This is a genomic window from Bradyrhizobium sp. SZCCHNR1093, from assembly GCF_032381175.1.
GTDB lineage: Bacteria > Pseudomonadota > Alphaproteobacteria > Rhizobiales > Xanthobacteraceae > Bradyrhizobium.
Genome location: NZ_JAUHJJ010000003.1, coordinates 99,172 through 123,564, shown reverse-complemented (window position 1 = coordinate 123,564; position 24,393 = coordinate 99,172). Strand labels below are relative to the sequence as shown.

19 protein-coding genes and 1 pseudogene are annotated in these 24,393 nt (G+C 65.8%); 9 read left to right on the top strand and 11 right to left on the bottom strand.

Going from position 1 to position 24,393, the window contains the following annotated elements:
• Position 1 precedes the first annotated feature (1 nt).
• The 3 genes from QX070_RS11640 to QX070_RS11630 all read left to right on the top strand — a co-directional run bounded on the left by QX070_RS11640 (position 2) and on the right by QX070_RS11630 (position 2,145).
• Positions 2 to 943: an ABC transporter permease gene (locus QX070_RS11640; RefSeq protein ID WP_315737195.1), complete on the top strand. Its 942-nt coding sequence runs from the start codon at positions 2 to 4 to the stop codon at positions 941 to 943.
• Between the two features lie 64 nt (positions 944 to 1,007).
• Complete coding sequence (locus QX070_RS11635) at positions 1,008 to 1,838, top strand: ABC transporter permease (RefSeq protein ID WP_315737713.1); 831 nt, start codon at positions 1,008 to 1,010, stop codon at positions 1,836 to 1,838.
• Positions 1,839 to 1,863: 25 nt separating this feature from the next.
• Positions 1,864 to 2,145: a hypothetical protein gene (locus QX070_RS11630; protein WP_315737194.1), complete on the top strand. Its 282-nt coding sequence runs from the start codon at positions 1,864 to 1,866 to the stop codon at positions 2,143 to 2,145.
• A gap of 117 nt (positions 2,146 to 2,262) precedes the next feature.
• Here QX070_RS11630 and QX070_RS11625 read toward each other — a convergent pair whose 3' ends face one another.
• The 3 genes from QX070_RS11625 to QX070_RS11615 all read right to left on the bottom strand — a co-directional run bounded on the left by QX070_RS11625 (position 2,263) and on the right by QX070_RS11615 (position 7,324).
• Positions 2,263 to 5,361 carry a MexW/MexI family multidrug efflux RND transporter permease subunit gene (locus tag QX070_RS11625; protein ID WP_315737193.1) on the bottom strand — a complete coding sequence of 1,033 codons (3,099 nt, stop codon included), beginning with the start codon at positions 5,359 to 5,361 and terminating at the stop codon, positions 2,263 to 2,265.
• Positions 5,362 to 5,445: 84 nt separating this feature from the next.
• A complete protein-coding gene (locus tag QX070_RS11620) occupies positions 5,446 to 6,636 on the bottom strand; it encodes an efflux RND transporter periplasmic adaptor subunit (RefSeq protein WP_315737192.1) in 1,191 nt (396 codons plus the stop codon).
• Position 6,637: 1 nt separating this feature from the next.
• Positions 6,638 to 7,324, bottom strand: coding sequence for a helix-turn-helix domain-containing protein (locus QX070_RS11615; protein ID WP_315737712.1), 687 nt, complete (start codon positions 7,322 to 7,324; stop codon positions 6,638 to 6,640).
• A gap of 279 nt (positions 7,325 to 7,603) precedes the next feature.
• Between QX070_RS11615 and QX070_RS11610 the strand changes: the two genes are divergently transcribed.
• Positions 7,604 to 8,821 carry a cytochrome P450 gene (locus QX070_RS11610; protein WP_315737191.1) on the top strand — a complete coding sequence of 406 codons (1,218 nt, stop codon included), beginning with the start codon at positions 7,604 to 7,606 and terminating at the stop codon, positions 8,819 to 8,821.
• A 94-nt stretch (positions 8,822 to 8,915) separates the two neighbouring features.
• The gene (locus QX070_RS11605; RefSeq protein WP_315737190.1) at positions 8,916 to 9,152 is read left to right on the top strand and encodes a hypothetical protein; all 237 of its coding nucleotides are present in this window, start codon (positions 8,916 to 8,918) and stop codon (positions 9,150 to 9,152) included.
• 596 nt (positions 9,153 to 9,748) lie between these two features.
• Here the strand turns inward: QX070_RS11605 and QX070_RS11600 are convergent.
• From QX070_RS11600 to QX070_RS11590, 3 genes and pseudogenes are all read right to left on the bottom strand, one after another.
• A pseudogene (locus tag QX070_RS11600) lies at positions 9,749 to 9,946 on the bottom strand (NAD(P)H-binding protein); the annotation flags it as partial.
• A gap of 13 nt (positions 9,947 to 9,959) precedes the next feature.
• Positions 9,960 to 10,808, bottom strand: coding sequence for a VOC family protein (locus tag QX070_RS11595; protein WP_315737189.1), 849 nt, complete (start codon positions 10,806 to 10,808; stop codon positions 9,960 to 9,962).
• Positions 10,805 to 12,064, bottom strand: a complete 1,260-nt coding sequence (locus QX070_RS11590; RefSeq protein ID WP_315737188.1) for a Glu/Leu/Phe/Val dehydrogenase — start codon at positions 12,062 to 12,064, stop codon at positions 10,805 to 10,807. Before QX070_RS11590 ends, QX070_RS11595 begins: the two co-directional genes overlap by 4 nt.
• A 205-nt stretch (positions 12,065 to 12,269) precedes the next feature.
• On the opposite strand from QX070_RS11590, the gene QX070_RS11585 reads away from it, so the two are divergent.
• Complete coding sequence (locus QX070_RS11585) at positions 12,270 to 13,163, top strand: sugar kinase (RefSeq protein WP_315737711.1); 894 nt, start codon at positions 12,270 to 12,272, stop codon at positions 13,161 to 13,163.
• A 20-nt stretch (positions 13,164 to 13,183) separates the two neighbouring features.
• Positions 13,184 to 14,092 (top strand): ribokinase, encoded by a 909-nt coding sequence (rbsK, locus tag QX070_RS11580; RefSeq protein ID WP_315737187.1) that lies wholly within the window; start codon positions 13,184 to 13,186, stop codon positions 14,090 to 14,092.
• Here the strand turns inward: rbsK and QX070_RS11575 are convergent.
• Complete coding sequence (locus tag QX070_RS11575) at positions 14,089 to 15,324, bottom strand: NAD(P)/FAD-dependent oxidoreductase (RefSeq protein ID WP_315737186.1); 1,236 nt, start codon at positions 15,322 to 15,324, stop codon at positions 14,089 to 14,091. The genes rbsK and QX070_RS11575 overlap by 4 nt on opposite strands.
• 150 nt (positions 15,325 to 15,474) lie before the next feature.
• Here QX070_RS11575 and QX070_RS11570 point away from each other — a divergent pair, with 150 nt between their 5' ends.
• Complete coding sequence (locus QX070_RS11570; RefSeq protein ID WP_315737185.1) at positions 15,475 to 16,260, top strand: enoyl-CoA hydratase/isomerase family protein; 786 nt, start codon at positions 15,475 to 15,477, stop codon at positions 16,258 to 16,260.
• 8 nt (positions 16,261 to 16,268) lie between these two features.
• Here QX070_RS11570 and QX070_RS11565 read toward each other — a convergent pair whose 3' ends face one another.
• Both QX070_RS11565 and QX070_RS11560 read right to left on the bottom strand, forming a co-directional pair.
• Complete coding sequence (locus QX070_RS11565) at positions 16,269 to 17,975, bottom strand: IlvD/Edd family dehydratase (RefSeq protein WP_315737710.1); 1,707 nt, start codon at positions 17,973 to 17,975, stop codon at positions 16,269 to 16,271.
• Between the two features lie 138 nt (positions 17,976 to 18,113).
• On the bottom strand, positions 18,114 to 18,932 hold the full coding sequence (locus tag QX070_RS11560) for an NAD(P)-dependent oxidoreductase (RefSeq protein ID WP_315737184.1): 819 nt from the start codon (positions 18,930 to 18,932) through the stop codon (positions 18,114 to 18,116).
• 89 nt (positions 18,933 to 19,021) lie between these two features.
• On the opposite strand from QX070_RS11560, the gene QX070_RS11555 reads away from it, so the two are divergent.
• Complete coding sequence (locus QX070_RS11555; RefSeq protein ID WP_315737183.1) at positions 19,022 to 19,990, top strand: SMP-30/gluconolactonase/LRE family protein; 969 nt, start codon at positions 19,022 to 19,024, stop codon at positions 19,988 to 19,990.
• Between the two features lie 111 nt (positions 19,991 to 20,101).
• On the opposite strand, the gene QX070_RS11550 is transcribed toward QX070_RS11555, so the two are convergent.
• Together QX070_RS11550 and QX070_RS11545 are read right to left on the bottom strand one after the other, a co-directional pair.
• Positions 20,102 to 21,532: an aldehyde dehydrogenase family protein gene (locus tag QX070_RS11550; RefSeq protein ID WP_315737182.1), complete on the bottom strand. Its 1,431-nt coding sequence runs from the start codon at positions 21,530 to 21,532 to the stop codon at positions 20,102 to 20,104.
• A 485-nt stretch (positions 21,533 to 22,017) separates the two neighbouring features.
• Positions 22,018 to 24,387, bottom strand: coding sequence for a transketolase (locus tag QX070_RS11545; protein ID WP_315737181.1), 2,370 nt, complete (start codon positions 24,385 to 24,387; stop codon positions 22,018 to 22,020).
• Positions 24,388 to 24,393 lie beyond the last annotated feature (6 nt).

The window sequence follows — 24,393 nt, the reverse complement described above, 5'->3', positions numbered from 1 at the left end:
CATGCTGACCTTCCTCGCGCGCCGCCTCGGCCAGATCATCCCGACGCTGATCTTCGTCTCCATCCTCATCTTCTCGCTGCAGCAACTCCTGCCCGGCGACCCCGCGCTGGTGATGGCCGGCGAGGAGCGCGATCCCGCGGTGATCGAGCAGATCCGCAAGCAGTATCGCCTCGACCAGCCGCTTCCGGTTCAGTACGGCTACTGGATCAAGGGCGTGCTCTCGGGCGATTTCGGCGAGTCGCTGCGCATCAAGATGCCGGTGCGCGATCTCATCCTGCAGAAGCTGCCGGTGACCCTGCAGCTCGCGTCGATGGCGATCGTGATCGCGTTCCTGATCGGCATTCCCGCCGGCATCATTTCCGCCGTGAAGCGCGGGACGGCCTGGGACTATGCCGCAAACCTGTTTGCGCTGTGGGGCATCTCGACGCCGAATTTCTGGCTCGGCATCATGCTGATCTTCCTGTTCTCGATCCAGCTCGGCTGGCTCCCCGCCTCCGGTTACGTCTCGCCCGCCGAGGACTGGCGGGCCAGCCTCGCCGCCACCATCATGCCGGCCTTCGTGCTCGGCAATGCCATCGCCGCGATCCTGATGCGCCACACCCGCAGCGCGATGCTGCAGGTTCTGAGCAGCGACTACATCCGCACCGCGCGCGCCAAGGGCATCTCCGAACGCCAGGTCATCCTCGGCCATGCGCTGCGCAACGCCTTGACGCCGGTCATCACGCTGGGCGCGCTCGAGCTCGGCACGCTGTTGTCCGGCGCGGTGCTGACCGAGCAGATCTTCTCGATCCCCGGCTTCGGCAAGCTGATCGTCGATGCCGTGTTCAATCGCGACTACGCGGTGGTGCAGGGTGTCGTGCTGGTCACCGCCACCGTCTACATCATGCTGAACCTGGTCGCCGATCTCGCCTATGTCCTCGTCAACCCGCGGCTGAGGAGCTGACATGGCCGAGACGATCCTGTCAGCTCCGCACGGAGCCCGCGCCCTCGCCCCGCTCGAACGGCCGATGCAGCGCACCCTGCGCCGCCTCGTCAAGCGCAAGGGTGCCATGGTCGGGCTCGGCCTGATCACGGTCTTCGTCCTGCTCGCCGTGCTTGCGCCGCTGGTGGCGCCCGCCGATCCCATCAAGACGAGCTGGGCGCTGGTGCGCAAGGCGCCGTCGGCGGCGCATTGGTTCGGCACCGACGATCTCGGCCGCGACGTATTGGCCCGCGTCATCTACGGCGCGCGGGCCTCGCTGCTGGCCGGTGCGATCTCCGTCGCCATTGCGCTGGCGATCGGCGTCCCCATCGGCATGCTCGCAGGCTACCGCGGCGGCTTCATCGATGCCCTGATCAGCCGCGTCACCGACGCGATGCTGGCCTGCCCGTTCCTGATCCTGGCGATCGCACTGGCGGCGTTCCTGGGGCCGAGCCTCGGCAATGCCATGATCGCGATCGGCATCTCGGCAACACCGATCTTCGTCCGGCTGACCCGCGGCGAGGTGATGAGCGTCAAGGTCGAGGAATATGTCGAAGCCGCGCGCAGCGTCGGCGACACCGACCTGCAGATCGCGGTCAGGCACATCCTGCCGAACATCATGCCGGCGCTGCTGGTGCAGGCGACCTTGTCGGTCGCCGCCGCCATCATCGCCGAGGCCGCGCTCTCGTTCCTGGGGTTGGGCCAGCAGCCGCCGGCGCCGTCCTGGGGCAGCATGCTCAACGCCGCCCAGCGCTTCCTCACCAACGCGCCATGGATGGCGATCTGGCCGGGGCTTGCGATCTTCCTCGTCGTGCTGTCGCTCAACCTCCTCGGCGACGGCCTGCGCGACGCGCTCGATCCGCAGCAGGAGCAGTGAGCGAGGTCTCTCCATGCTAGCTCGAATGGCTGAGGATCTCCTGCGATTGTTGACGATCGTCGACATGGGGGCTGGCGTCGTATACTGGGCGCTGGCGTTTCGCGAGCGGGTCTTGATGGCGAGCCATGCACCGGAATGGCGCGGCTGGTTCACGCTCCGCCGTGTGACTGCCGACGAATATTCCCGCGCCTATCGCGCGCACTTCCATCGGTCCTTGCACTACGCCTTCGCGTTTTTCATCATCATCTGCATCGCCGCTCTGCTGATCCTGCTCGACCATCTGTTCTTTAAGAGGCCGCTGTGCTGAGCGCCGCGGCGGGCGCCGCCGGCCGTGACGACAGTAAGGGGAGTAAGAGACGGCCCGACAAAAACGGCGACTGCCAGGAGCAGCCGCCGTTGATCTTCAGCAACCCAAAGAAACTGCTCACGTCGCCTTCAGCGCGTGGTCGGTCTCGGCGTCGAACTGGGCGATCTGCCGGGCGCGCTGCGACTTGGCGGCGGCCTGGTGGTCGGTGGCGATGACGGTGTAGACGGCCGGCAGCACGAACAGCGTGAACAGCGTGCCGATCGACATGCCGGCGACGACGACGAGGCCGATCGAGAAGCGGCTGGCGGCGCCGGCACCGGTCGCGGTCAAGAGCGGGATCAAGCCGGTGACCATCGCCGCCGTCGTCATCAGGATCGGCCGCAGGCGGATGCGCGCGGACGTCTCGATGGCGGTGCGGCGGTCCATCCCCTCGTTGAGTTGCAGCTCGTTGGCGAACTCCACCATCAGGATGCCGTGCTTGGTGATCAGGCCGACCAGCGTCAGCAGGCCGACCTGGGTGTAGATGTTCATGGTCGCGAGGCCGAAGAACAGCGGGATCAAGGCGCCGACGATCGCCATGGGCACGCTGATCATGATGACGAACGGATCGCGCAGGCTCTCGAACTGCGCCGCCAGCACCAGGAAGATGATGATCAGCGCGAAGCCGAAGGTGATGGCGAGCTGGTTGCCTTCCTGGACGTATTGACGGGCGTCGGCGAGATAATCGTGGCTGAAGCCGGACGGCAGGTTCTTGGCCTGCTTCTCCAGGAAGTCGACGGCCTGCCCGACCGTGACGCCGGGCATCGGCACGGCGGAGAAGGTCGCCGAGTTGAGCTGGTTGAAATGCGTCAGCGAGTTCGGGTCGGTCGCGGTCTCGATGTTGACCACCGTCGACAGCGGCACCTGCTGGCCGGCGGCGGTCGCGACATAGTAGCCCGACAGCGATTCCGGCGACAGCCGCTTGTCGCGCGGCACCTGCGGGATCACCTGATAGGAGCGGCCTTCGAGGTTGAAGCGGTTGATGTAGTTGCCGCCGAGCAGCACCGCGAGCGTGTTGCCGATCGACTGCATGGTGATGCCGAGATCGCTCGCCTTGCTGCGATTGATCCAGACCTTGACCACCGGCTGGTTGAACTCGAGGTCGCTGTCGGAGACGATGAACATTCCGCTCTTGCGCGCGGCGTCCTTCAGCTTGGCCATCTGCTCATAGACCGCCTGGAAGCCGCTGGTCGAGCTAATCACCATCTGCACCGGCAGACCGCCGGGGCCGCCCGGCAGCGCCGGCAGGTTGAAGGCGAAGGCGTTGATGCCCTCGATCTTCGACAGCTCCGCCTGCACCAGCGGCTTCAGCTTGATCGAGGAGCGCGTGCGCTCGTCCCAGGGCTTGAGCAGCATGCCGGCAAAGCCGCCCTGCGGGCCGAGGATGCCGTTCAGAACGAAGCGAAGGTCGGTCTCGGGGAACTTCGCGAACGCCTTGTCGACCTTGTCGGTGTAGAAGTTGATGTAGTCGATGTTGGCGTATTTCGGCGCCTTGGTGATCGAGAACACGATGCCCTGATCCTCCTCCGGCGCCAGCTCCTTCGAGGTGTGCATGTAGAGGAAGCCGACCAGGCCGAGGATCGTCAGCGCGAACAGCGCGGTCACCGGCCGGTAGTCGAGCGAGCGGTCGAGCCGGCGGCCGTACCAGCGCGTCATCGCGCCGAACACCCGGTTGACGAGGCGCGCGAAGCGGCCCTCATCGGCGCTCTTCAGCAGCACCGAGCACATCATCGGCGACAGCGTCAAAGCAATGACTCCCGACACGATGACGGAGCCGGCGAGCGTGAAGGCGAACTCACGGAATAGCGAGCCGGTCAGACCGCCGAGGAAGCCGATCGGCGCATACACCGCCGCCAGCGTGATGGTCATCGAGATGACCGGACCGACGATCTCGCGCGCGCCCTGCAATGCAGCCTGCACCGGCGCCTTGCCCTCCTCCAGATGGCGGTGGATGTTCTCCACCACGACGATGGCGTCGTCGACGACGAGGCCGATCGCCAGCACCATGGCCAGCAGCGTCAACAGATTGATGCTGAAGCCGAACGCCAGCATCATCGTGCAGACGCCGATCAGCGACAGCGGGATGGTCACCACGGGGATGATGACCGAGCGCAGCGACGCCAGGAACAAAAAGATCACGACGATGACGATCAGCACCGCTTCGCCGAGCGTATGCTCGACCTCGTCGATCGAGGACTGGATGAACTTGGTGGAATCATAGGCCACCTTCATCTTCATCGATGGCGGCAGGTTGCGCTCGAGGTCGGGGAACAGCGCGCGCACACCCTTGACGATGTTGAGCGGGTTGCCCTGCGGCGTCGCGTCGACGCCGATGAAGATCGCGCGCTCGCCGCTGAAGGCGACACTGGCATCGGTGCTCTGCGCCGCGAGCTCGACGGTGGCGATGTCCTCCATGCGGACGAAGCCGCCGTCCTTGGCCTTGACGATCATCCGCTTGAACTGGTTGACGTCGGTCAGGCCGGTATTCGTCGTGATGTTGGAGACGATGAAGTAGCCCTTGGCCTGGCCGGCCGCGGACTGGAAGTTGTTGGCCGCGATCGCCGCCGCGACATCCGTCGGCGACACGTTGCGGCCGGCCATCTTCTCGGGGTTCAGCCAGATCCGCATCGCGAAGGTCTGGCCGCCGAGAATGTTGGCCGCAGCGACGCCGTCGACCGTCGACAGCACCGGCTGCACCACGCGCGTCAGATAGTCCGAGATCGCCGATCCCGACAGCTCCTCGCTGGAGAAGCCGAGATACATCACCGACGTCGTCTGCCCCGTGGTCTTGGTCACGATCGGATCGTTGGATTCCTTCGGGATGAGGTAGCGGACCGAGTTGACCTTGGCGAGCACCTCGGTGAGCGCCTGGTTCGGATCGAAGTTGAGCTTGATGAAGACCTGGATCGTGCTGGTGCCCTGCACCGAGGACGAGGTGATGTAGTCGACGCCCTCGGCGGACGCGACCGCCTGCTCCAGCGGCGTCGTGATGAAGCCCTGGATGAGGTCGGCAGAGGCGCCGGGATAGACGGTCGTAACGTTGACGACCGTGTTGGACAGCTTCGGATATTGCCGGATCGGCAGCTCGAACGCCGCGCGCAGGCCGAGCAGCAGGATGAGCAGGCTGACGACGACCGACAGCACCGGGCGCTTGATGAAGATATCGGTGAAACGCATCGCGGCAATCTCGTCAGCAGGAGGCGGGTGAGGTGCGGGCGGGCCGCCTCATGGCGGCGGCCCGACATTGGCTCAGAGGCTCGCTCAGTAGCGCGGCGGCTTCGCCGGCACCGGCGGCGGCGGATCGGTCGAGATCGCGACGGCAGCGCCGGACTGGATCTTGAGCTGGCCGACGGCGACGACGCGATCGCCCTCCTTCAGGCCCTTCAGGATCACCGCGCGGCCATTGATGCGATCTCCGGTCTGCACATAGATCCGGTCGGCCGTCAGCGCGGTCTTGCCGTCGTCGGTCTTCTTCTCGTTGATCACGAACACCGAGTCGCCATAGAGCGTGTAGTCGACCGCGGTCTCCGGCACCGTCAGCACCGGCGGCTTCTCCGGCAGCACCACGGTGGCGGTGGCGAACATGCCCGGCTTCAGGATGCGCTCCGGATTGGCGATCGTCGCCTGCACGCGGATGTTGCGGGTGTCGGTCGCGATCTGCGGCTCGATCGTGGTGATCTTGCCTTCGAAGGTCCGGCCCGGATAGGCATCGACGCCGATGCGGACGGTCTGGCCGACCTTGAGCTGGCCGCTGTCCTTCTCCGTCACGGTGAAGTTCACCCACAGCTCCGACAGATCGGTCAGCGACACGATCTGCGTGCCGGCGCTGAGATACTGGCCGACCTCGACCTTGCGGACGCCGAGATCGCCGTCGAACGGCGCGCGCACCAGCTTCTGCGCGATCAGCGCCTCGGTCTTGGCGATGCCGGCCTGGGCCTGGTCGTAGGCGGCCTGGGCCTGGTCGACGGTCGCCTGCGGCCCGAACTGGCGCGACGCCAGTTGCTTGGCGCGATCGAGCGACAATTGCGCCACGGTCACCTGGGCCTTGTAGTTGGCGAGATCGCCCTGATCCGGCGCGTCATAGAGCTGCACCAGCGGCGCGCCCTGCTTCACCGTGGAGCCCGGGGTGAACATGATGTCGGTGATGCGGCCGCTGACGTCCGAGGTCACGTTGACCTGGTGCACGGCGGCGAGATCGCCGACGGCCGTCAGCAGGTTCGGCACGGTCTCCGGGCTCGCGGTCGCGACGGTGACGCTGATCGGCGGCGGCTTCATATTGGCGAAGAACTGCGCGATCATCTTGTCGCGGAACATGTTGAACCACACGAGGCCGCCGACCAGCGCCGCGAGCAGGCCGCCGATCACGATGAACCACAGCACCGGGCGGGTGCGCTTGCGCGGCTTGTCGTCGACCGGCTTTCCGGAGAGCTTGGGTTCGGTCGCAATGTTCATGTCATGCACTTTCTGCCGTCGCCGGCCGGACCGGAGGTTGCGACAATTCGTGATCGAGGTAGCACGCAATGGCGGCGTCGGTCAGTCCGATGCCGCGCAGGATGAATTCGCTGAGCTGGCGCTCCAGGCTCGCCGCAGTTCCATACGGCACACATGGAACGGATGGAAGCCGCGTCAATGCCGCCATCAACACGGTGTGATGCGCGAACCAGAACAGGTCGCGGGGCGCGGCCACTAAGCGCACGGCGTCACCGGAGGCAACGGCTGTCACCAGCGAGTCAACGAACTTGGCGCCGATGAGATCATCGATCTTCGCATACAGCAGCCTTGCGAATTCGCCATCATCGAGATGGCTCGACGCCATCAGCCGCAGCCGCTGCTCTTCTTCCTCATTGGGGCCGTCGGCAATGCCGAGGAAATGCCGGACCATCCCGGCCATCAGCATGACCAGCGTCGCGGTCGAAGGTTCCTGGCTGAGCAGCACCTCGAAATCCGGATCGGTCTCGCACTCCTCGGTGAGGATCTCCGCATACAGCGCCGCCTTGGAGGGGAAATGCTTGAACAGCAGCGCTTCCGAGATCGCCGCCGCGGCAGCCACGCTCTTGGTCGTGGTGCCGGCATAGCCATGACGCGCGAAGCAGCGCTTGGCTGCACCGAGGATCAGCTGCCTGCGGAGATCGCTTGTCATGCGCAAAGTGGACATCGGCCGTGAGTAAATACTCACTTGATCTATGTCAAGAAAGATGCCGCGGCGCAGCAGGGTTTGGCAGCCAAGTCCCTGAAATCGCTGGCGGGATTTCACCGTTGCCAAAGGCAATTCTATACCTCTGAAAGCGGCGGATCTGCGGCAGGGCGGGCGGTCCGATCCTGCCCTCGGTGCCCGGCGCTGCCGGGTGGCGCATTTTCTTCTGCTGCCGACCGTGCGACGGTCGCAGCAACAAACGAGACTCGGACGGGAGGACCATCGATGACCGACGACGCAGCGCTCGCCAGCCAGTTCGATCTCGAGCGCCTGACGCCTGAGTTCTACGCCGATCCCTACCCGACCTACCGCGCGCTGCGCCAGCATGCGCCGGTCAAGCGCCTCCGCAGCGGCTCCTATTTCCTCACCCGCTACGACGATCTCGTCACCGCCTACAAGGCCACGAAGACGTTCTCGTCCGACAAGAAGCGCGAGTTCGCGCCGAAATATGGCGACACGCTGCTCTACGAGCACCACACGACGAGCCTCGTGTTCAACGATCCCCCGGCGCACACGCGGGTGCGCCGCCTGATCATGGGCGCGCTGTCGCCGCGGGCGATCGCCGAGATGGAGCCCGCTCTGATTGCGCTCGTCGATGGGCTCCTGGACCGGATTGCAGCGAAGGACAGATTCGAGCTGATCGAGGATTTCGCCGCGGCGATCCCGATCGAGGTCATCGGCAACCTGCTCGGCGTGCCGCACGAGGAGCGCGGCCCCTTGCGCGACTGGTCGCTTGCCATCCTCGGCGCGCTGGAGCCGGTGCTGACGCGCGAGCAGCTTGCCCGCGGCAACCAGGCGGTCGGCGATTTCCTCGCCTATCTGGAAACGCTGGTCGCACGCCGCCGCGCGGCACCCGGCAATCCGGAGCGCGACGTGCTGACGCGCCTGATCCAGGGCGAGGCCGACGGCGAGCGGCTGAGCGAAAAGGAGCTCCTGCACAATTGCATCTTCCTGCTCAATGCCGGACACGAGACCACCACCAATTTGATCGGCAACGGCCTCGTCCTGCTGTGCCAGCATCCGGCCGAGCGCGAGAGGCTGATCGAGACCCCCAACCTGATCCGCACCGCCGTCGAGGAAATCCTGCGCTACGAGAGCTCGAACCAGCTCGGCAACCGCATGACGACCGAGCCGGTCACGCTCGGCGACATCACGCTCGAGCCCGGCACCTCCGTCACGCTGTGCATCGGCGCAGCCAACCGCGATCCCGCCCAGTTCGACGATCCCGAACGCTTCGACATCACCCGCCTCGCCAGCCGCCACCTCGCCTTCGGCACCGGCGCCCACCAATGCGCAGGGATGGCGCTGGCAAGACTGGAGGGCACGGTGGCGATCGCGCGCTTCGTGAAGAGGTTTCCGAACTACCAGTTGGACGGCGTGCCGGTGCGCGGCGGACGGGTGCGGTTTCGGGGATTCATGAACGTGCCTTGCGTGGTCGGCTGAGGCGAGGATCACGTTGTGCGGAGTGACCGGAGCACCTCAGTCTGTGATTTGTAGGGCGGATGAGCGAAGCGTAATCCGCCGCTGACACGGCCGGGTGCTGTCGAAAGACCCGCATTTCATCAGCGATATCTCCTCGCCGGTCACAACCAGCGCTCAAGCGACGCGTTGTGACATGCATGTTCACTGCTGCCGGCGCGGCGGATTACGCTTCGCTCATCCGCCCTACGCGCTGCTGTCGGAAAGTCTGACCGGCTACATAAAGAAGGCGATACTCGCCCGCTCCGGCCGACACCCACTCCTCGAAAAATCTCTTTCTTTTTTTCAGAATTGATGTATACGTTCTCCCGTCCCGCCTCACAAGAGGGGCGCTTCGCGGTCGTCACGAACGTCGAGTGCGGGATGCGGTGGGCGTGTTGGTGCTGCAGCGTGGGTGATCCCTGCGCCGACGAACGGCAGCGATGCGCACGGTCAAGTCGCGTGGTCCTGATACCCCGATGCTGGTATTACGCCTGCGTTGGCGCTCACGCGTCGCGCGGGCAACGGTGGCCAGAAAGCTCGGCGCACCGGGGAGAACGCGAAGCAGCCGTCAAACCATCGCGCGGGGAATGCCGGGTGTACTCGGCTGAACCTGTGGTTCCTGCCGCCTGCATTTTTTTCGCAGGCGGGCCATGGGTGCGGCCAGCGCCCGGCATTCCCCGTGCCCTCTTCCCAAGGAGGGCAGGACGATCAGCAAAGCTCGGACGCGAAAACGCGCCGCGAGATGGGACCTTCATGTCTCACTTCCGTCAGCTTAGGTCTCACCGCCCCGACACAACTCTCACCATCGTCATTGCGAGCGAAGCGAAGCAATCCAGGGCCGCGCACGCGACTCTGGATTGCTTCGTCGCTTCGCTCCTCGCAATGACGGGGAGACAGACGGGACTCAACGGTCGGGCGGACGATCGAGTAGGTCAGCCCCTGCTCCGGCAGATGCGCTTCGAACGCCAGCTTGGCCTTCTGAAACGCCAGCACCGGCTTCTGCACGCAGATGGCGGACAGCAGCACGAAGTGACTCACACCGACACTCCGCGCAGCATCCAGCGCGTTCACATGGGCTTGATAGTCGATCGCCTGGGCATCCGTCGGCTCGGCTTCGACCTCACGCCGCCGCGCGCGGGGTCTTCTCGAGGATCAGCGTGTGGATGCCGCAGGTGCCGCTGTAGAGGCTCATCACCCGCGTGCCCGGCTTGCGGCCGGCGCGCGGCTCGGAGACCTGCAGGCCGGCGGCGAGCAGCCGCGCGCGCGTCGCCTCGATGTCGGCGACACGCCAGCTCAGGCCCCACAGCTTGTCATGGGCCTTGTCGTTGCCGGCGACCGGCCGCTTCACCACCTCGACGATCAGGTCGCCGCAGCGGAAGAACATCAACTGCCCCCATTCCTGATGGCTGCGGTCGAGCGCCATGTCGAGCCCGAGCCGCGCGCCGTAGAGCGCGGCGGCGCGTTCGGGATCCTCGGTCGAGATCACGATATGGTCGAGGCCGAGCATGGCCGTATCGGCGGTCTTGGCGGACGGCGGGCGCGGCTCGGCAAGCTCGAGGAAGAACATGCGCACGCCACGCGTGAGATCGGTCATGGCGCGGGTGCGCTTCCAATGCAGCGTCTGGCCCGAGACGCGATCGGTGTTCTCGACCTCGGTGATCGGGTCCGGCTTCAGCGCCACGCGCTCCAATCTGCGATGCATCTTGGCGATGTCGTTGGTGGCAAAGCAGATGCTGGCGAGCCCCTCGCCCCAGATCTTGATGACGTTGCGGATGCGGTCGGCCGCCACGCTCTGGCCCATCGGGGCCATCAGCTCCAGGCTCATATTGTCGAGCGTGAACAGGACGCGGTCGGCGCCCTCGCCCGAATTCTGCCAGGACGGCTTGCGCGCCAGCAGCGTCTCGAAGGCGGCGCTGCCGGCCTGGACGTCCTGCAGCAGGACGACGACGTGGTCGAGGCCGGTGATCACGGAAACAGCCCTCGCGAGTTCTTGGCGGCACGCACCTTCTCCACGCCGATCGCCATCGCCGCGGTCCGGTGGGAGATGCCGTCGGCCTTGCCGCGCGTCAGCATGCGCTCGAAGGCACGGTCGAGGATCTGGTACTCCCTGCGCATCACCTCCTCTTCCTCCCAGAACAGCTGCTGCAGATCCTGCACCCATTCGAAATAGCTGACGATGACGCCGCCGGAATTGCAGAGAATGTCGGGAATGAGGAAGATCTCGTTGCGGCGCTGGTCGAGCACCAGATCGGCATCCGGCGTGGTCGGGCCATTGGCGGCTTCCGCAATGACGCGGCATTTCAGGTTCGCCGCCACCTTGGCGTCGATCACGCGCTCGACAGCCGCCGGCACGAGGATGTCGCAGGCCAGGGTCAGGATCTCCCGCGGATCGAAGGCGAGCTCGGTGGAGAAGCCGGCAATGCTGCCGTGCCTGGCGGCGTGCGCCATCAAGGCCGGGATGTCGAGACCACGGGGATCATGGAGGGCGCCGGTGTGATCGCTGACCGCAATCACCTTCATGCCCATCTGGTGGAAGCCGAGCGCGGCATAGGAGCCGACATTGCCAAAGCCCTGCACGACCGCGGTGGACTTGGTCGGGTCGATGCCCAGCTCATCCATCACCCGCCTCGACACATGGGCGACGCCGCGGCCGGTCGCCTCGCGGCGACCCAAGGTGCCGCCGGAGAACACCGGCTTGCCGGTCACGATCTCCATCACCGTCTGCCCCTGGTACATGGAATACGTGTCCATGAACCACGCCATCACCTGCTCGTTGGTGCCCATGTCGGGCGCCATCACGTCGGTATGCGGGCCGACGAAGGGGATCATCTCCTGCATGTAGCGGCGGGACAGCGATTCGAGCTCGCGCCGGGACAGCTTGGACAGATCGACGTTGACGCCACCCTTGGCGCCGCCATAAGGCAACCCGACGAGGGCGCACTTCCAGCTCATCCAGATCGCCAGCGCCGCCACCTCGCCGATGTCGACGGTGGGAGCAAAGCGCGTGCCGCCCTTGGTCGGTCCCATGGTCAGGAGGTGCTGGACCCGGTAGCCTTCATAGACCGCGATCGTGCCGTCATCCTTGTGGATCGGACACGAGACGGTGATCGCCCGCTTCGGCAAGAGAAGCCGGTCCCGCTCGTCGGCTGGGATGCCAAGATGGTCGGCGATCACGTTGAACTGATTGGTGGCCATCTCGAAGACCGGACCCGCATAGACAGTCATATTCCACTCCCGAATCTGCGTTTCTGCAGGCCGGCAACCATAGCGCGACCCGAGCGCCGGCGGCAGGGGGCCACCGGTAGCAGAGGGCCGATCTCAACCACCATGGTGACGATTTGACGAAGAATTTCAGCGTTGATCCGCTTTGACCGCTTGCTAATCTGCGGCGCCGGGGCCGCAATCACCCCTTAGTGAGACAGAAATGGCAATGCAGGCCCTCTTCATCGGACAGACCTACATCGACGTGACGTTCATCACCGACCACATGCCGACGGGGGACGAGAAGCACGTGGCCTCCGACTATGCCGTCTCGTTCGGCGGCAATGCGGTGACTGCGGCATTTTGCTGCGCCAAGCTCGGCATCGTGCCCGACCTGATCGCCACCGTCGCGAATGACTGGCTCGGGCGGATGTTCCAGGACATGACCGCGAAATACGGCATCTCCGTCCACCCCCGGAAGGTCAATGCCTCCTCGCTGTCCTTCATCATGCCGAAGGACGGCAAGCGCGCGATCGTGCGTTGCCGCGACGATGCGCATATCCACCCGTTCCCGCTGCTCAATCTCGGCAATTGCCGGGCGCTGCATGTCGATGGCCACCAGCCCGACGCCGCGTTGCATTATGCCAAGCTGTGCCGCGAGGCCGGCGTCCTGACCTCGCTCGACGGTGGCGGCCTGCGCGCCAACACCCATGAGCTCCTGGAATATATCGACGTCGCGATCGTGGCCGAGCGGCTGTGCGAGCAGATGGATCTCACGCCGGAGAAGATGCTCGACTACCTGAAGAGCCGCGGCTGCCGCATTGGCGGCGTCACCCAGGGCGAGAAGGGCCTGCTCTGGTATGACGAGGTCGGCGCCGTGCATACGCTGCCGGCCTATCCGATCCCGCGCGAGCGCGTGATCGACACCAACGGCGCCGGCGACGTCTTCCACGGCGCCTATGTGTATTCGTACCTCGCCAATCCGGCGAAGGGCTGGAAGGAGCATTTCGAGTTCGCGCGCGCGGCCTCGACGTTCAAGATCCAGAAGCTCGGCAACGAGGCCGGCCTGCCGACCCTCGCCGACATCGAGCTGGTCAGGCAGGAATTCGAGGCGCGCGTCTAGCGGTTGTGGGGAGCAAGCGGATGGGGCGGATCGTCGTCGCCGGCAGCATCAACATGGATGTGGTGGCGACTGCCGAGCGCCATCCGCGCATCGGCGAGACCGTCGCCGGCCGGTCGGTGATGTACTTTCCCGGCGGCAAGGGAGCGAACCAGGCGGTCGCCGCAGCCAAGCTCGGCGCGCCGACGGCGCTGATCGGCCGACTCGGCCGCGACGCCTTCGGCGAGCAGCTGCGCGCGTTCCTCGCGGCTCAGAGCATCGACCTCGCCGCCGTCAAGGACAGCGCGGGCGCGTCGACCGGCACCGCGATCATCACACTGGCCAAGGCCGACAACACGATCGTGGTGATATCAGGCGCCAACGCCGAGGTCAGCGCCGACGATGTGGCACAGGTGTCTCTTGGCTCGGGAGACGTGGCCGTCAGCCAGTTCGAGATCCCGCAGGCGACGATTGCCGCGTTCTTCCAGCGCGCCAAAGCGGCCGGCGCCACCACGATCCTCAACCCCGCCCCGGCGAGCGCATTCGACAGCACGCTGTTCGCACTGGTCGATGTGCTCGTGCTGAACGAAACCGAGCTCAGTTTCCTGGCCGGGATCGAACTCGGCGACGCGCCGACGCCGCAGCAGGTGAATGAGGCGGTTCGCGCGCTCGAGCCTCGCGACGACCAGACGGTCTGCGTCACGCTCGGCGCGCGCGGCGCGGTCGCGGTTTCTGGCGCCGAGGCCAGGCTGGTCGAAGGCCGCGCGGTCAAGGCCGTCGACACCACCGGCGCCGGCGACTGCTTCGTCGGCGCGCTGGCCGCGCGGCTGTCGCAGGGCGCGGCGATCGCGGATGCGATCGGCTATGCCAACATCGCCGCATCGATCTCGGTGCAGCGGATGGGTGCCGGCCCTTCGATGCCGACCGCAGAGGAGGTGCGCGCGCTGCTCTAAGCGAGAGCGCTCTTCAGGTCGAAGCTGGGATCAGCGGCTTTGGCTGCATCCAAGGTGCCGCCCGCAGCAAGCAACTTGCGGCCGAACATATGGTCGCCGGCACGGTTGACGGACTCGATGCCGACCAGCCTGCCCTCTTTGTAACAGAATGCGGAGAATGCCTTTTGCGTGGGATCACCGCGCAGCACCACCTGATCATAGCCGGTGGTGAGCCCCGCGATCTGGAGCTTGTCATTGCCCTGGTCGCTCCAGAACCACGGCTGTCCGTCATAGGGCTTGACGTCGCCCGTCAGCCGCGCCGCGACGCAGCGGGCGTGATCGGTGGCGTTCTGCACCGACTCCAGCCGCAGCGTGCCGCCGAAGCGCTGGCTGACGAACAGGGCGCAGTCGCCGATGGCCGAGATGTGCGGATCGCTGGTGAGCAGATATTCGTCGACGACGATGCCGGAGGCGACCTGCAATCCAGCCTCGGCGGCGAGCTCGACATTCGGCAGCACGCCGACGCCGACCACGACGAGGTCAGCGGGGATGTGCCGACCATCGCTGAGGCTGACGCCGGTGACCTTGTTGCCGTCGGCCTCGATGCTGGTGGCCTGCACGCCGAGATGGATGCGCACGCCGGCTTCCGCATGCTGCTTCTGGAAGTAGTCCGAGATCTCGGCGGTCACGGCCCGCGCCATCACCCGCGCACCGAGCTCGAGCACGTCGACCTCGAGGCCCTTGATCCGCGCAGTCGCCGCGAATTCGAGACCGATGAAGCCGGCGCCGATCACGACGACCCGCTTGGCATCGCCCAGCAAGGTCCTGAGCGCTTCGCTGTCGTCGAGGATGCGCAAGTAACGGACCGCCGGGAGGCTGGCATTGGGAATGTCGAGCAGGCGGTTGCGCGCACCGGTCGCGAACACGAGGTGCCCATAGTCGAGCGTCCTGCCGGAGGCGAGCAACACCTTGCGCTGATCGCGCTGAACAGAGACGGCACGATCATAGACGAGATCGATGGTCTGGTCCGCGTAGAACTTCTGCGGACGAAACATCAAGGTTTCGGGACCGCCGGTGCCCTTCAGATACGCCTTCGACAGCGGCGGGCGCTGATACGGCAGATGCGGCTCGTCGTTGATCAGGTGAATGGGATCGGCAAAGCCTGCCTGACGCAGCGAGGTCGCGAGCTGGAAACCCGCATGCCCCGCACCCACGATCACAACCGGTCCCTTCGTCACTGCGTCCTGCCCCATTCTGTCCATATCCCGTGTTTGCACGCCATGTCTGCTGCGGGTTTACCTCCCGTCATGCCAGCCGAGCCGGGTTGTCGCAGACTTCCCCGGCATTGTCACCGGCCTGCTGTGCGCTTTAAATGCGGCAACAACCATGCAAGGGAGGATTGAATGTCGGACGCAGCCGCGGACCCCGCTCGCCTGAGCATTGACGGCCCGATCGCGACCATCACGCTGGACCGACCGGCAGCGTTCAACGCCATCAACCTCGCCATCGCGCAGCGCCTGGAACAGCTCGCGGCGCAGGTCGAGGCGGACCCGACCATCCGGGTGCTCGTCCTCAAGGGCGAAGGCCGCGCCTTCTGCGCCGGCGGCGACCTGCAGACGATCGGCGCTGCCGCCGAGGCCGACACCATCACGCCTGTCGTGAGCGAGCTGCTGCACCACTACCACGCCTTCATCGCGAGCCTGCGGCGCATGCCCAAGATCGTGCTCGCCAGCGTGCACGGCTCCGCCGCCGGTGCAGGAATGTCGCTGGCCTTCGCGGCTGATCTCTGCATTGCGGCCGAGGATGCGCGCTTCACGCCGGCCTATGCCAAGCTCGGCGCCTCGCCCGACGGCGGCGGCACGGTCGGTGTCGTTGCGACCGTCGGTGTGCGGCGCGCGCTGCAGATATTCCTGGCCGAGGACAGCTTCACGGCGGCGCAGGCATACGAATGGGGACTGGTCGCGAAAATCGTCCCGGCCTCCGAGCTCGTCGCAGCTACCGACGCGCTGGCTGCGCGGCTGGCGCAGAATGTGCCGGCGGGGATCGCGGCGACCAAGGCGCTGATCCACCGCGCGCCGACCAGCTCGGTCGAAGACCAGCTCGCCGCCGAGCGCGACGCAATCATCAACTGCATGCACACGGATGAATTCCGCGCCGCTGTGAAGCGGTTCACCAGCAAAGGAAAGTAGGACTGCGCTCACCCCTTCCCTTTCCGGCGCATGAAGTCGAAATCGCAGCCGTCGTCGGCCTGCAGGATCGTCTCATGAAAGAGGTGCGCGTAGCCGCGCTCCGCCCATTCCGGCGTCGGGGCTTGCATCAGCGCAGCTCGGCGCCGGTCCAGCTCGGCGTCGTCGACCAGCAGGTCAATGCTGCGCTTGGCGACGTCGAGCCGGATCATGTCGCCGGTCCGCACCAGCGCCAGCGGCCCGCCAACGGCGGACTCCGGCGTGATGTGAAGGACGATGGTGCCGAAGGCGGTGCCGCTCATGCGCGCATCGGAGATGCGCACCATGTCCTTGGTGCCGCCGCGCGCGAGCTTCTTCGGGATCGGCAGATAGCCGGCCTCCGGCATGCCCGGGGCGCCTTTGGGTCCGGCATTGCGCAGCACCAGCACGTCGTCCGCCGAGACGTCGAGATCGGGATCATCGACCCGCAGGGTCATGTCCTCGATCGACTCGAACACGACGGCGCGCCCGGTGTGCTGCAGCAGCTTGGGGCTTGCCGCCGAATGCTTGATGACCGCGCCGCGCGGCGCCAGATTGCCGCGCAGCACCGCGAGCCCGCCCTCCGGCTTGATCGCGTCACCGCGCGAGCGGATCACGTCCTGCCCCGGCACGTCCTCGGCGGCGGCCACGATGTCGCGCAGCGACTGGCCGGTGATCGAGCGGCAATCGAGATCGATGAGATCACCGAGCTGCTTCATCAGCTTCGGCACGCCGCCGGCGTGGTGGAAATGCTCCATGTAGTGATCGCCGGATGGCTTGAGATCGACCAGCACCGGCACCTCGCGGCCGATGCGGTCGAATGCATCGAGATCGATTGTGTGCGGGGTCCGGCCAGCGATCGCGGTGAGATGCACCAGGCCATTGGTCGAGCCGCCGATTGCCTGCAGCACCACCTGCGCATTCTTGAAGGCGGCCGGCGTCAGCAGCTCGCTCGGTTTCGGCCCCTTGGCCTTGGCCATCTCGGCCGCGACGCGTCCGCTGGCTTCGGCCGAACGGAAGCGCTCGGCATGCGGCGCCGGAATCGTTGCGCTCATCGGCAGCGACAATCCGAGGGCCTCGGTGATGCAGGCCATCGTCGAGGCCGTTCCCATCACCATGCAGGTGCCGACCGACGGCGCCAGCCGGCCGTTGACCGCCTCGATCTCGCTGCCGTCCATCTCGCCGGCGCGATACTTCGCCCACAGCCTGCGGCAATCGGTGCAGGCGCCGAGCACCTCGCCCTTGTGATGACCGACCACCATCGGACCAACGGGGATGACCACCGTCGGCAGGTCGGCCGACACCGCCGCCATGATCTGCGCCGGCAAGGTCTTGTCGCAGCCGCCGATGACGACAACCGCATCCATCGGCTGGGCACGGATCATCTCCTCGGTTTCCATCGCCATCAGGTTGCGCAGATACATCGAGGTCGGATGCGCGAAGCTCTCGGCGATCGAGATCGTCGGAAACACGAACGGCATCGCGCCGGACAGCATGACCCCGCGCTTCACCGCTTCTAGGATCTGCGGCACGTTGCCATGGCAGGGGTTGTAGTCGCTGTAGGTGTTGGTGATGCCGACGATGGGCCGGTCGAGCGCGTCGTCCGAATAGCCGGCGGCCTTGATGAAGGCCTTGCGCAGGAACAGCGAGAAGCCGGCATCGCCGTAGGCAGTCAGTCCCTTGCGCAGGCCATCGGTCATGGTCTTCTCTTCTTTCATTCTCAACGTCATTCCGGGGCGCGCGAAGCGCGAACCAGGAATCCAGAAGTTGTCTTGCGCTCTCACATCGAGATTCCGGGTTCGCGTCCTGCGGACGCGCCCCGGAATGACGACGCCCAATTACCCCCAGTCGATGATCCGGCTGGTGTCGCCATCGAACTCGGTGGTGCAGAAAGCGCCGCCCTGGAAGTAGTCGCCGATCGGATCGGCGGGCAGCTTGGCTTGCTCCGCAAAAGCATGCTCGCGGAAATCCTCGGCGCGGCCGGTCGGGCGATAGCCGAGATCGTAGGCGCGCTGATTGTCCCACCAGGCGCGCTCGTTCAACGAGGCGCCATAGAGCACATCGAAATGAATGTCCGGATGCTCGAGGCCGATGCGGCAGAGCTCGACCAGATCCTCCGGCTTCAGCCAGATCGACAGCCGGCGCCGGTCGAGCGGCTTGTCGCCGAAATTGCCGATGCGGATGCACGTCACCTTCAGCCCGTGCTTGTCGGCATAGAGCGAGCCGAGCGCTTCGCCGAACACCTTGCTGACGCCGTAGCGGCCGTCGGGACGCGGTTGCACGTCGTTGTCGATCTTGCGATGGCGCGGATAGAAACCAACCGCGTGGTTTGACGACGCGAACACCACGCGCTTGACGCCCTTGCGGCGAGCCGCCTCGAACAGGTTGTAGCCGCCGATGATGTTGGCCTGCAGGATGTCATTCCATGGACCTTCGACCGAATAGCCGCCGAAATGGATGATGCCGTCGATGCCATCGCACAGTGCTTCGACCTGGGAGAGGTCGGCAAGATCGGCCGCCTTGAACGTCTCCTGGCTGGAGAGATCGGCAGGCGGTCGGAGATCGCTGAGCAGAAGGTCCGGATAGATCGGCGGGAGCAGCTTCCGCAAGGAAGTGCCGATTCCACCGCTCGCTCCGGTCATCAAGATATGTGGCATTTCATCCCTCGTGTTCGGCCCGCAGGTTTGCGGTCATTGCTTGCGGATGATAGCAGAGATCGTAACGGTGCAATAACAGGACCGGCCAGATGTCCGACGGAAACGCTCACGCCCAGGGCTTTCGCCCTGCCACCTTCTATCCCGATCCGGCGATCCAGACGCTCGATCCGCGCTTCGAGAAATACTGGCTCAAATTGTCGGCCGTCGAGCGGCTGGCGACGGGCCTGCGCTGGGCCGAAGGGCCGGTGTGGTTCGGCGACGGCCGCTATCTCTTGTGCAGCGACATTCCCAACCAGCGCATCCTCAAATGGGAGGAGGAGACCGGGGGGGTCTCGGTGTTCCGCAAGCCCTCCAACTTCGCCAACGGCAACACCCGCGACCGGCAGGGCCGGCTGGTCACCTGCGAGCATGGCGGCCGCCGCGTCACCCGCACCGAATATGACGGCTCGATCACGGTGCTGATCGACAGCTTCGACGGCAAGCGGTTGAATTCGCCGAACGACGTCGTGGTCAAATCCGACGGCTCGATCTGGTTCACCGATCCGACCTTCGGACTGCTCGGCAATTACGAGGGCTACAAGGCCGAGCCCGAGATCGACGCCAACGTGTACCGGATCGACGGCACCACCGGCCGGGCGACCATCGTCGCCGAGGGCGTGCTGGGACCGAACGGGCTGTGCTTCTCGCCCGACGAGAGCATCCTCTACGTCGTCGAATCCCGCGGCGCGCCGACCCGCAAGATCCTCGCCTACGACGTCTCCGGCGACGGTACCAAGCTTACCAACAAGCGCATCCACATCGATGCCGGCCCGGGCACGCCGGACGGCATGCGCTGCGACGTCGACGGCAATCTCTGGTGTGGCTGGGGCATGGGCACGCCTGAGCTCGACGGCGTCATGGTGTTCGCGCCGGACGGTGCGCCGATCGGCCGCATCGCTTTGCCCGAGCGCTGCGCCAACCTGTGCTTCGGCGGCCTCAAGCGCAACCGCCTGTTCATGGCCGCCAGCCAGTCGATCTACGCGCTCTACGTGAATACACAGGGCGCGCTGGGGGGCTAAGCTTCCACCGAGTAGGGTGGGCAAAGGCGCGGAGCGCCGTGCCCACCAGCTTCGTTGTTGGCGTGAATGGTGGGCACGCTGCGCTTTGCCCACCCTACGCACTCTCACCAATCAAGCCGCGTTGTAGCCCGCGACGGCCTTGACCTCGAGATACTCCTCGAGACCGAACCGGCCCCATTCGCGGCCGTTGCCGGACTGCTTGTAGCCGCCGAACGGCGCGGTGCGGTCGTTCGGGACGCCCTGCAGGTTGACGTTGCCGGCGCGGATCTTGCGGCCGACCTCGCGGGCCTTCTCGATCGTCGGCGCGGTGACGTAGCCGGCGAGACCATAGGGCGTGTCGTTGGCGATCTTGACCGCCTCGGCCTCGTCCTTGGCGGGGATGATGACCAGCACCGGCCCGAAGATCTCCTCGCGCGAGATCGTCATCTCGGGCTTGACGTCGGCGAAGATCGTCGGCCGCACGTAGAAGCCCTTGTTGACGCCCTCGGGCAGGCCGGGACCGCCGGCGACGAGCGTGGCGCCCTCCTCGATGCCCTTGTTGATGAGGGCCTGGATCTTGTCCCACTGGCCGCGATTGACGACCGGGCCGATCGTGGTGCCTTCGCCACGCGGATCGCCGGCCTTGGTCTTGTCGGCAACGCCCTTCGCGATCGCAGCCACTTCCTTCATCCGTGCGGCTGGCACGATCATGCGCGACGGCGCGTTGCAGGACTGGCCGGAATTGTTGAACATGTGCATGACGCCGCCGGTCACCGCCTTGACCAGATCGGCCCCCTCCAGGATCACGTTCGGCGACTTGCCGCCGAGCTCCTGGCTGACGCGCTTCACGGTCGGCGCGGCGCGCTTGGCGACGTCGATGCCGGCGCGGGTCGAGCCGGTGAACGAGATCATGTCGATGTCCGGATGCTCGCTCATGGCGGCACCGACCTCCGGCCCGAGGCCGTTGATCAGGTTGAACACGCCCTTCGGCACGCCGGCCTCGTGCAGGATCTCGGCGAAGATCAGCGCCGAGGTCGGGGTGAACTCCGACGGCTTCAGGATCATGGTGCAGCCGGCCGCGAGCGCGGGAGCGACCTTGCAGGCGATCTGGTTGAGCGGCCAGTTCCAGGGCGTGATCATGCCGACCACGCCGACCGGCTCGCGCACCACCACGGACGCCGGCAGTGTCTCCTCGAACTCATATTTCTTCAGCACATCGAGCGTCGACATCAGATGGCCGAGACCGGCGCCCGCCTGCAGCTTCTCCGCCATCGGCAGCGGCGCGCCCATCTCGTCGGAGACGGCAGCACCGATTTCCTTCATGCGGCCCTTGTAGACGGCGATGATCTTCTCGAACAGCGCGACGCGCTCCTCGCGCGAGGTCTGCGAGAACGTCTCGAAGGCGCGCTTGGCGGCGGCGACCGCCTTGTCGACATCGGCCTTGGAGCCCAGCGCAACCTCGTACATCGCCTCTTCAGTCGCCGGATTCACGACCGGCGTGGACTTCTTGACGACCGGATCGACCCAGGCGCCGTCGATGTAGAATTGCAGGCGATTGACCATCGGAAAACCTCTTCACGTGGAAGCATCTGGAGGGGGCGGCAGCACGCGGCCGGCATCCTGGCACGCGCGATCCGCGGGATGAACCCGCCACATGCGGGGACCGGGGTTGCGTCCCGCGGATATAGGAGCAAGGCCGCGACCGGCGCAAGCCGACGGACCTGCGTTTCGTCGCCGCTCCATTTTGCATCGCAGCAAATGCGATTGCGGCGATCATTCCGGATGGCAGAATTCCCAGTCCTGCAGATTCATTTTCAACATGTGAACTGCTTCACATCGTGGCCCGGTCGTGCCGATTACTCTCTCCTTCATAGACAGCCCAGCATCTCGAAAGGACGCTGGAAAACATTTCACAACGAATGACTTCGCCAGTTTTTATTGCGTAGCTTTTCAGCACCTAGCCCTTTTGCTCCAAGTTGCGACGCCGTCTCCTTCATCCAGGTGGGGGAGACGGCGCAGCTGTTTTCAGCTCCCTCTTCCCCCCGCCCTCACACCGCCATCTTGCGATGCCGCACCGGAGCGCCGGTGAGGCTCTCGGCCGCATCGATGATCGCGTTGGCATCCATGCCGTTGTGGCGATAGAGATCGTCGATCGTGCCGGTCTGGCCGAACTTTTCGACGCCGAGCGCCTCGACACGATGGCCGCGCACCGACCCGAGCCAGCCGAGCGTCGCCGGGTGGCCGTCGATCACGGTGACGATGCCGCAGTCGCGCGGCAGCGGCGCCAGCAACTGCTCGATATGGCTGAGATGCTGCACGCCGCGGCGATGCCGGCGCAGGCTGCGCGCCGCCGTCCATCCCGCATGCAGCCGGTCCGCCGAGGTGATCGCGAGCAGGCCGACGTCGCGCCGGGATTCGCCGATCAGGCCGGTCGCCTCGATCGCCTCTGGAGCAAGGGCGCCGGTATAGGCGACGATCACCTCCGCATTCGGCCCCGGCTTGCGCAGCCAATAGGCGCCGGCGGCGATGTCGGATTCCAGCTCCGGCGTCATGATCCGCTGCGGCTGATCGATGGTGCGCGTCGATAGCCGCAGATAGAGCGAGCCGCCCTCGCCTGCCTCGCGCTGCATGTGGGCAAAGCCCCATTTCATGATCGCGGCGAGCTCATCGACGAAGGCCGGCTCGAACGACGACAGCCCGTCCTGCGCCATGCCGATCAGCGGCGTTGCGATCGACTGATGCGCGCCGCCTTCCGGTGCCAGCGTCACGCCCGACGGCGTTGCCGCCACCATGAAGCGCGCATCCTGATAGCAGGCGTAGTTCAGCGCATCGAGGCCGCGCTCGATGAAGGGATCGTACAAGGTCACCACGGGCAGCAGCCGGGCGCCATTGATGGCGTGCGACAGGCCGAGCGCGGAGGCCATGATGAACAGGTTCATCTCGGCGATGCCGAGCTCGATGTGCTGGCCCTTCGGCGATGCCGCCCAGTTGAAGGTCGACGGGATCTTCTCGCTACGGAACAGGTCGGCCTTCTCGGCGCGCGCGAACAGGCCGCGGCGGTTGACCCAGGCGCCGAGATTGGTCGACACGGTGACGTCGGGCGACGACGTCACGATGCGCGAGGCCATCGCGGTGTCGCTGCGCGCGAGATCGTTGAGGATCAGGCCAAAGCCCTGCTGCGTCGACATCTGCGCCGCGGCCGTAAAGGTCAGCCGCTCCGGCACGTCGAACACGGCATCGTCAAGCCGGCGGCCGTCGCGATTGAACGGCACGGCGGCGAGAAACGCCTCCAGCTTTGCCGGGTCCTGCTTCAGGCCTTCGAACTTGTCCCACTCATGGCCGGGGCGGATGTTCTGCTGGGCGCGCCATTTCTCCATCTGCGCGACGGTCATCAGGCCGGCGTGATTGTCCTTGTGGCCCTGGAACGGCAGGCCAACACCCTTGATCGTGTAGGCGATGAAGCAGACCGGGCGGTCGTGATCGATGGACTCGAACGCCTCCAGCATGCTCGCCATGTCGTGGCCGCCGAGATTGGACATCAGCGCCAGCAGCTCGTCGTCGCTGCGCTTGTCGAGCAGCCGCGTGACGTCGCCCTGATCGCCGATGTCGTCCTGGATGTGCTTGCGGAAGGCGGCGCCGCCCTGGAAGCACAGCGCCGCATAGAGCGCGTTCGGGCAGTTGTCGATCCAGCGCCGCAAGGCCTCGCCGCCGGGCTCGGCGAACGCCTCGCGCATCAGCTTGCCGTATTTCACGATCACCACGTCCCAGCCGAAATTGCGGAACATGGTCTCGAACTTCTCCCACAGGCCTTCGCGCACGACGGCGTCCAGGCTCTGGCGGTTGTAGTCCACGATCCACCAGGTGTTGCGCAGGCCGTGCTTCCAGCCCTCCGCCAGCGCCTCGAAGATGTTGCCCTCGTCCATCTCGGCATCGCCGACCAGCGCGATCATGCGGCCTTCGCGGCGGTCCTTCATCCAGCCATGCGCCTTGACGTAGTCCTGCACCAGCGACGAGAACAGCGTCTGAGCGACGCCGAGGCCGACCGAGCCGGTCGAGAAATCGACGTCGTCGATGTCCTTGGTGCGCGAGGGATAGGACTGCGCGCCCTTGAAGCCGCGGAAATTCTCCAGCTTCTCGCGGGTCTGCCGGCCGAACAGATACTGGATGGCGTGAAACACCGGGCTGGCATGCGGCTTCACCGCGACGCGGTCCTCCGGGCGCAGCACCGAGAAGTACAGCGCCGACATGATGGTCGCGAGCGAGGCCGAGGAGGCCTGGTGGCCGCCGACCTTGAGGCCGTCAATATTCGGCCGGATGTGGTTGGCGTGATGAATGGTCCAGGACGACAGCCACAGCGCCTTGCGGGCCAGCGCGTTCAGCATGTCGAGACGGTCTGACGGTGCGGATGGCGTGGCCATGGCGCG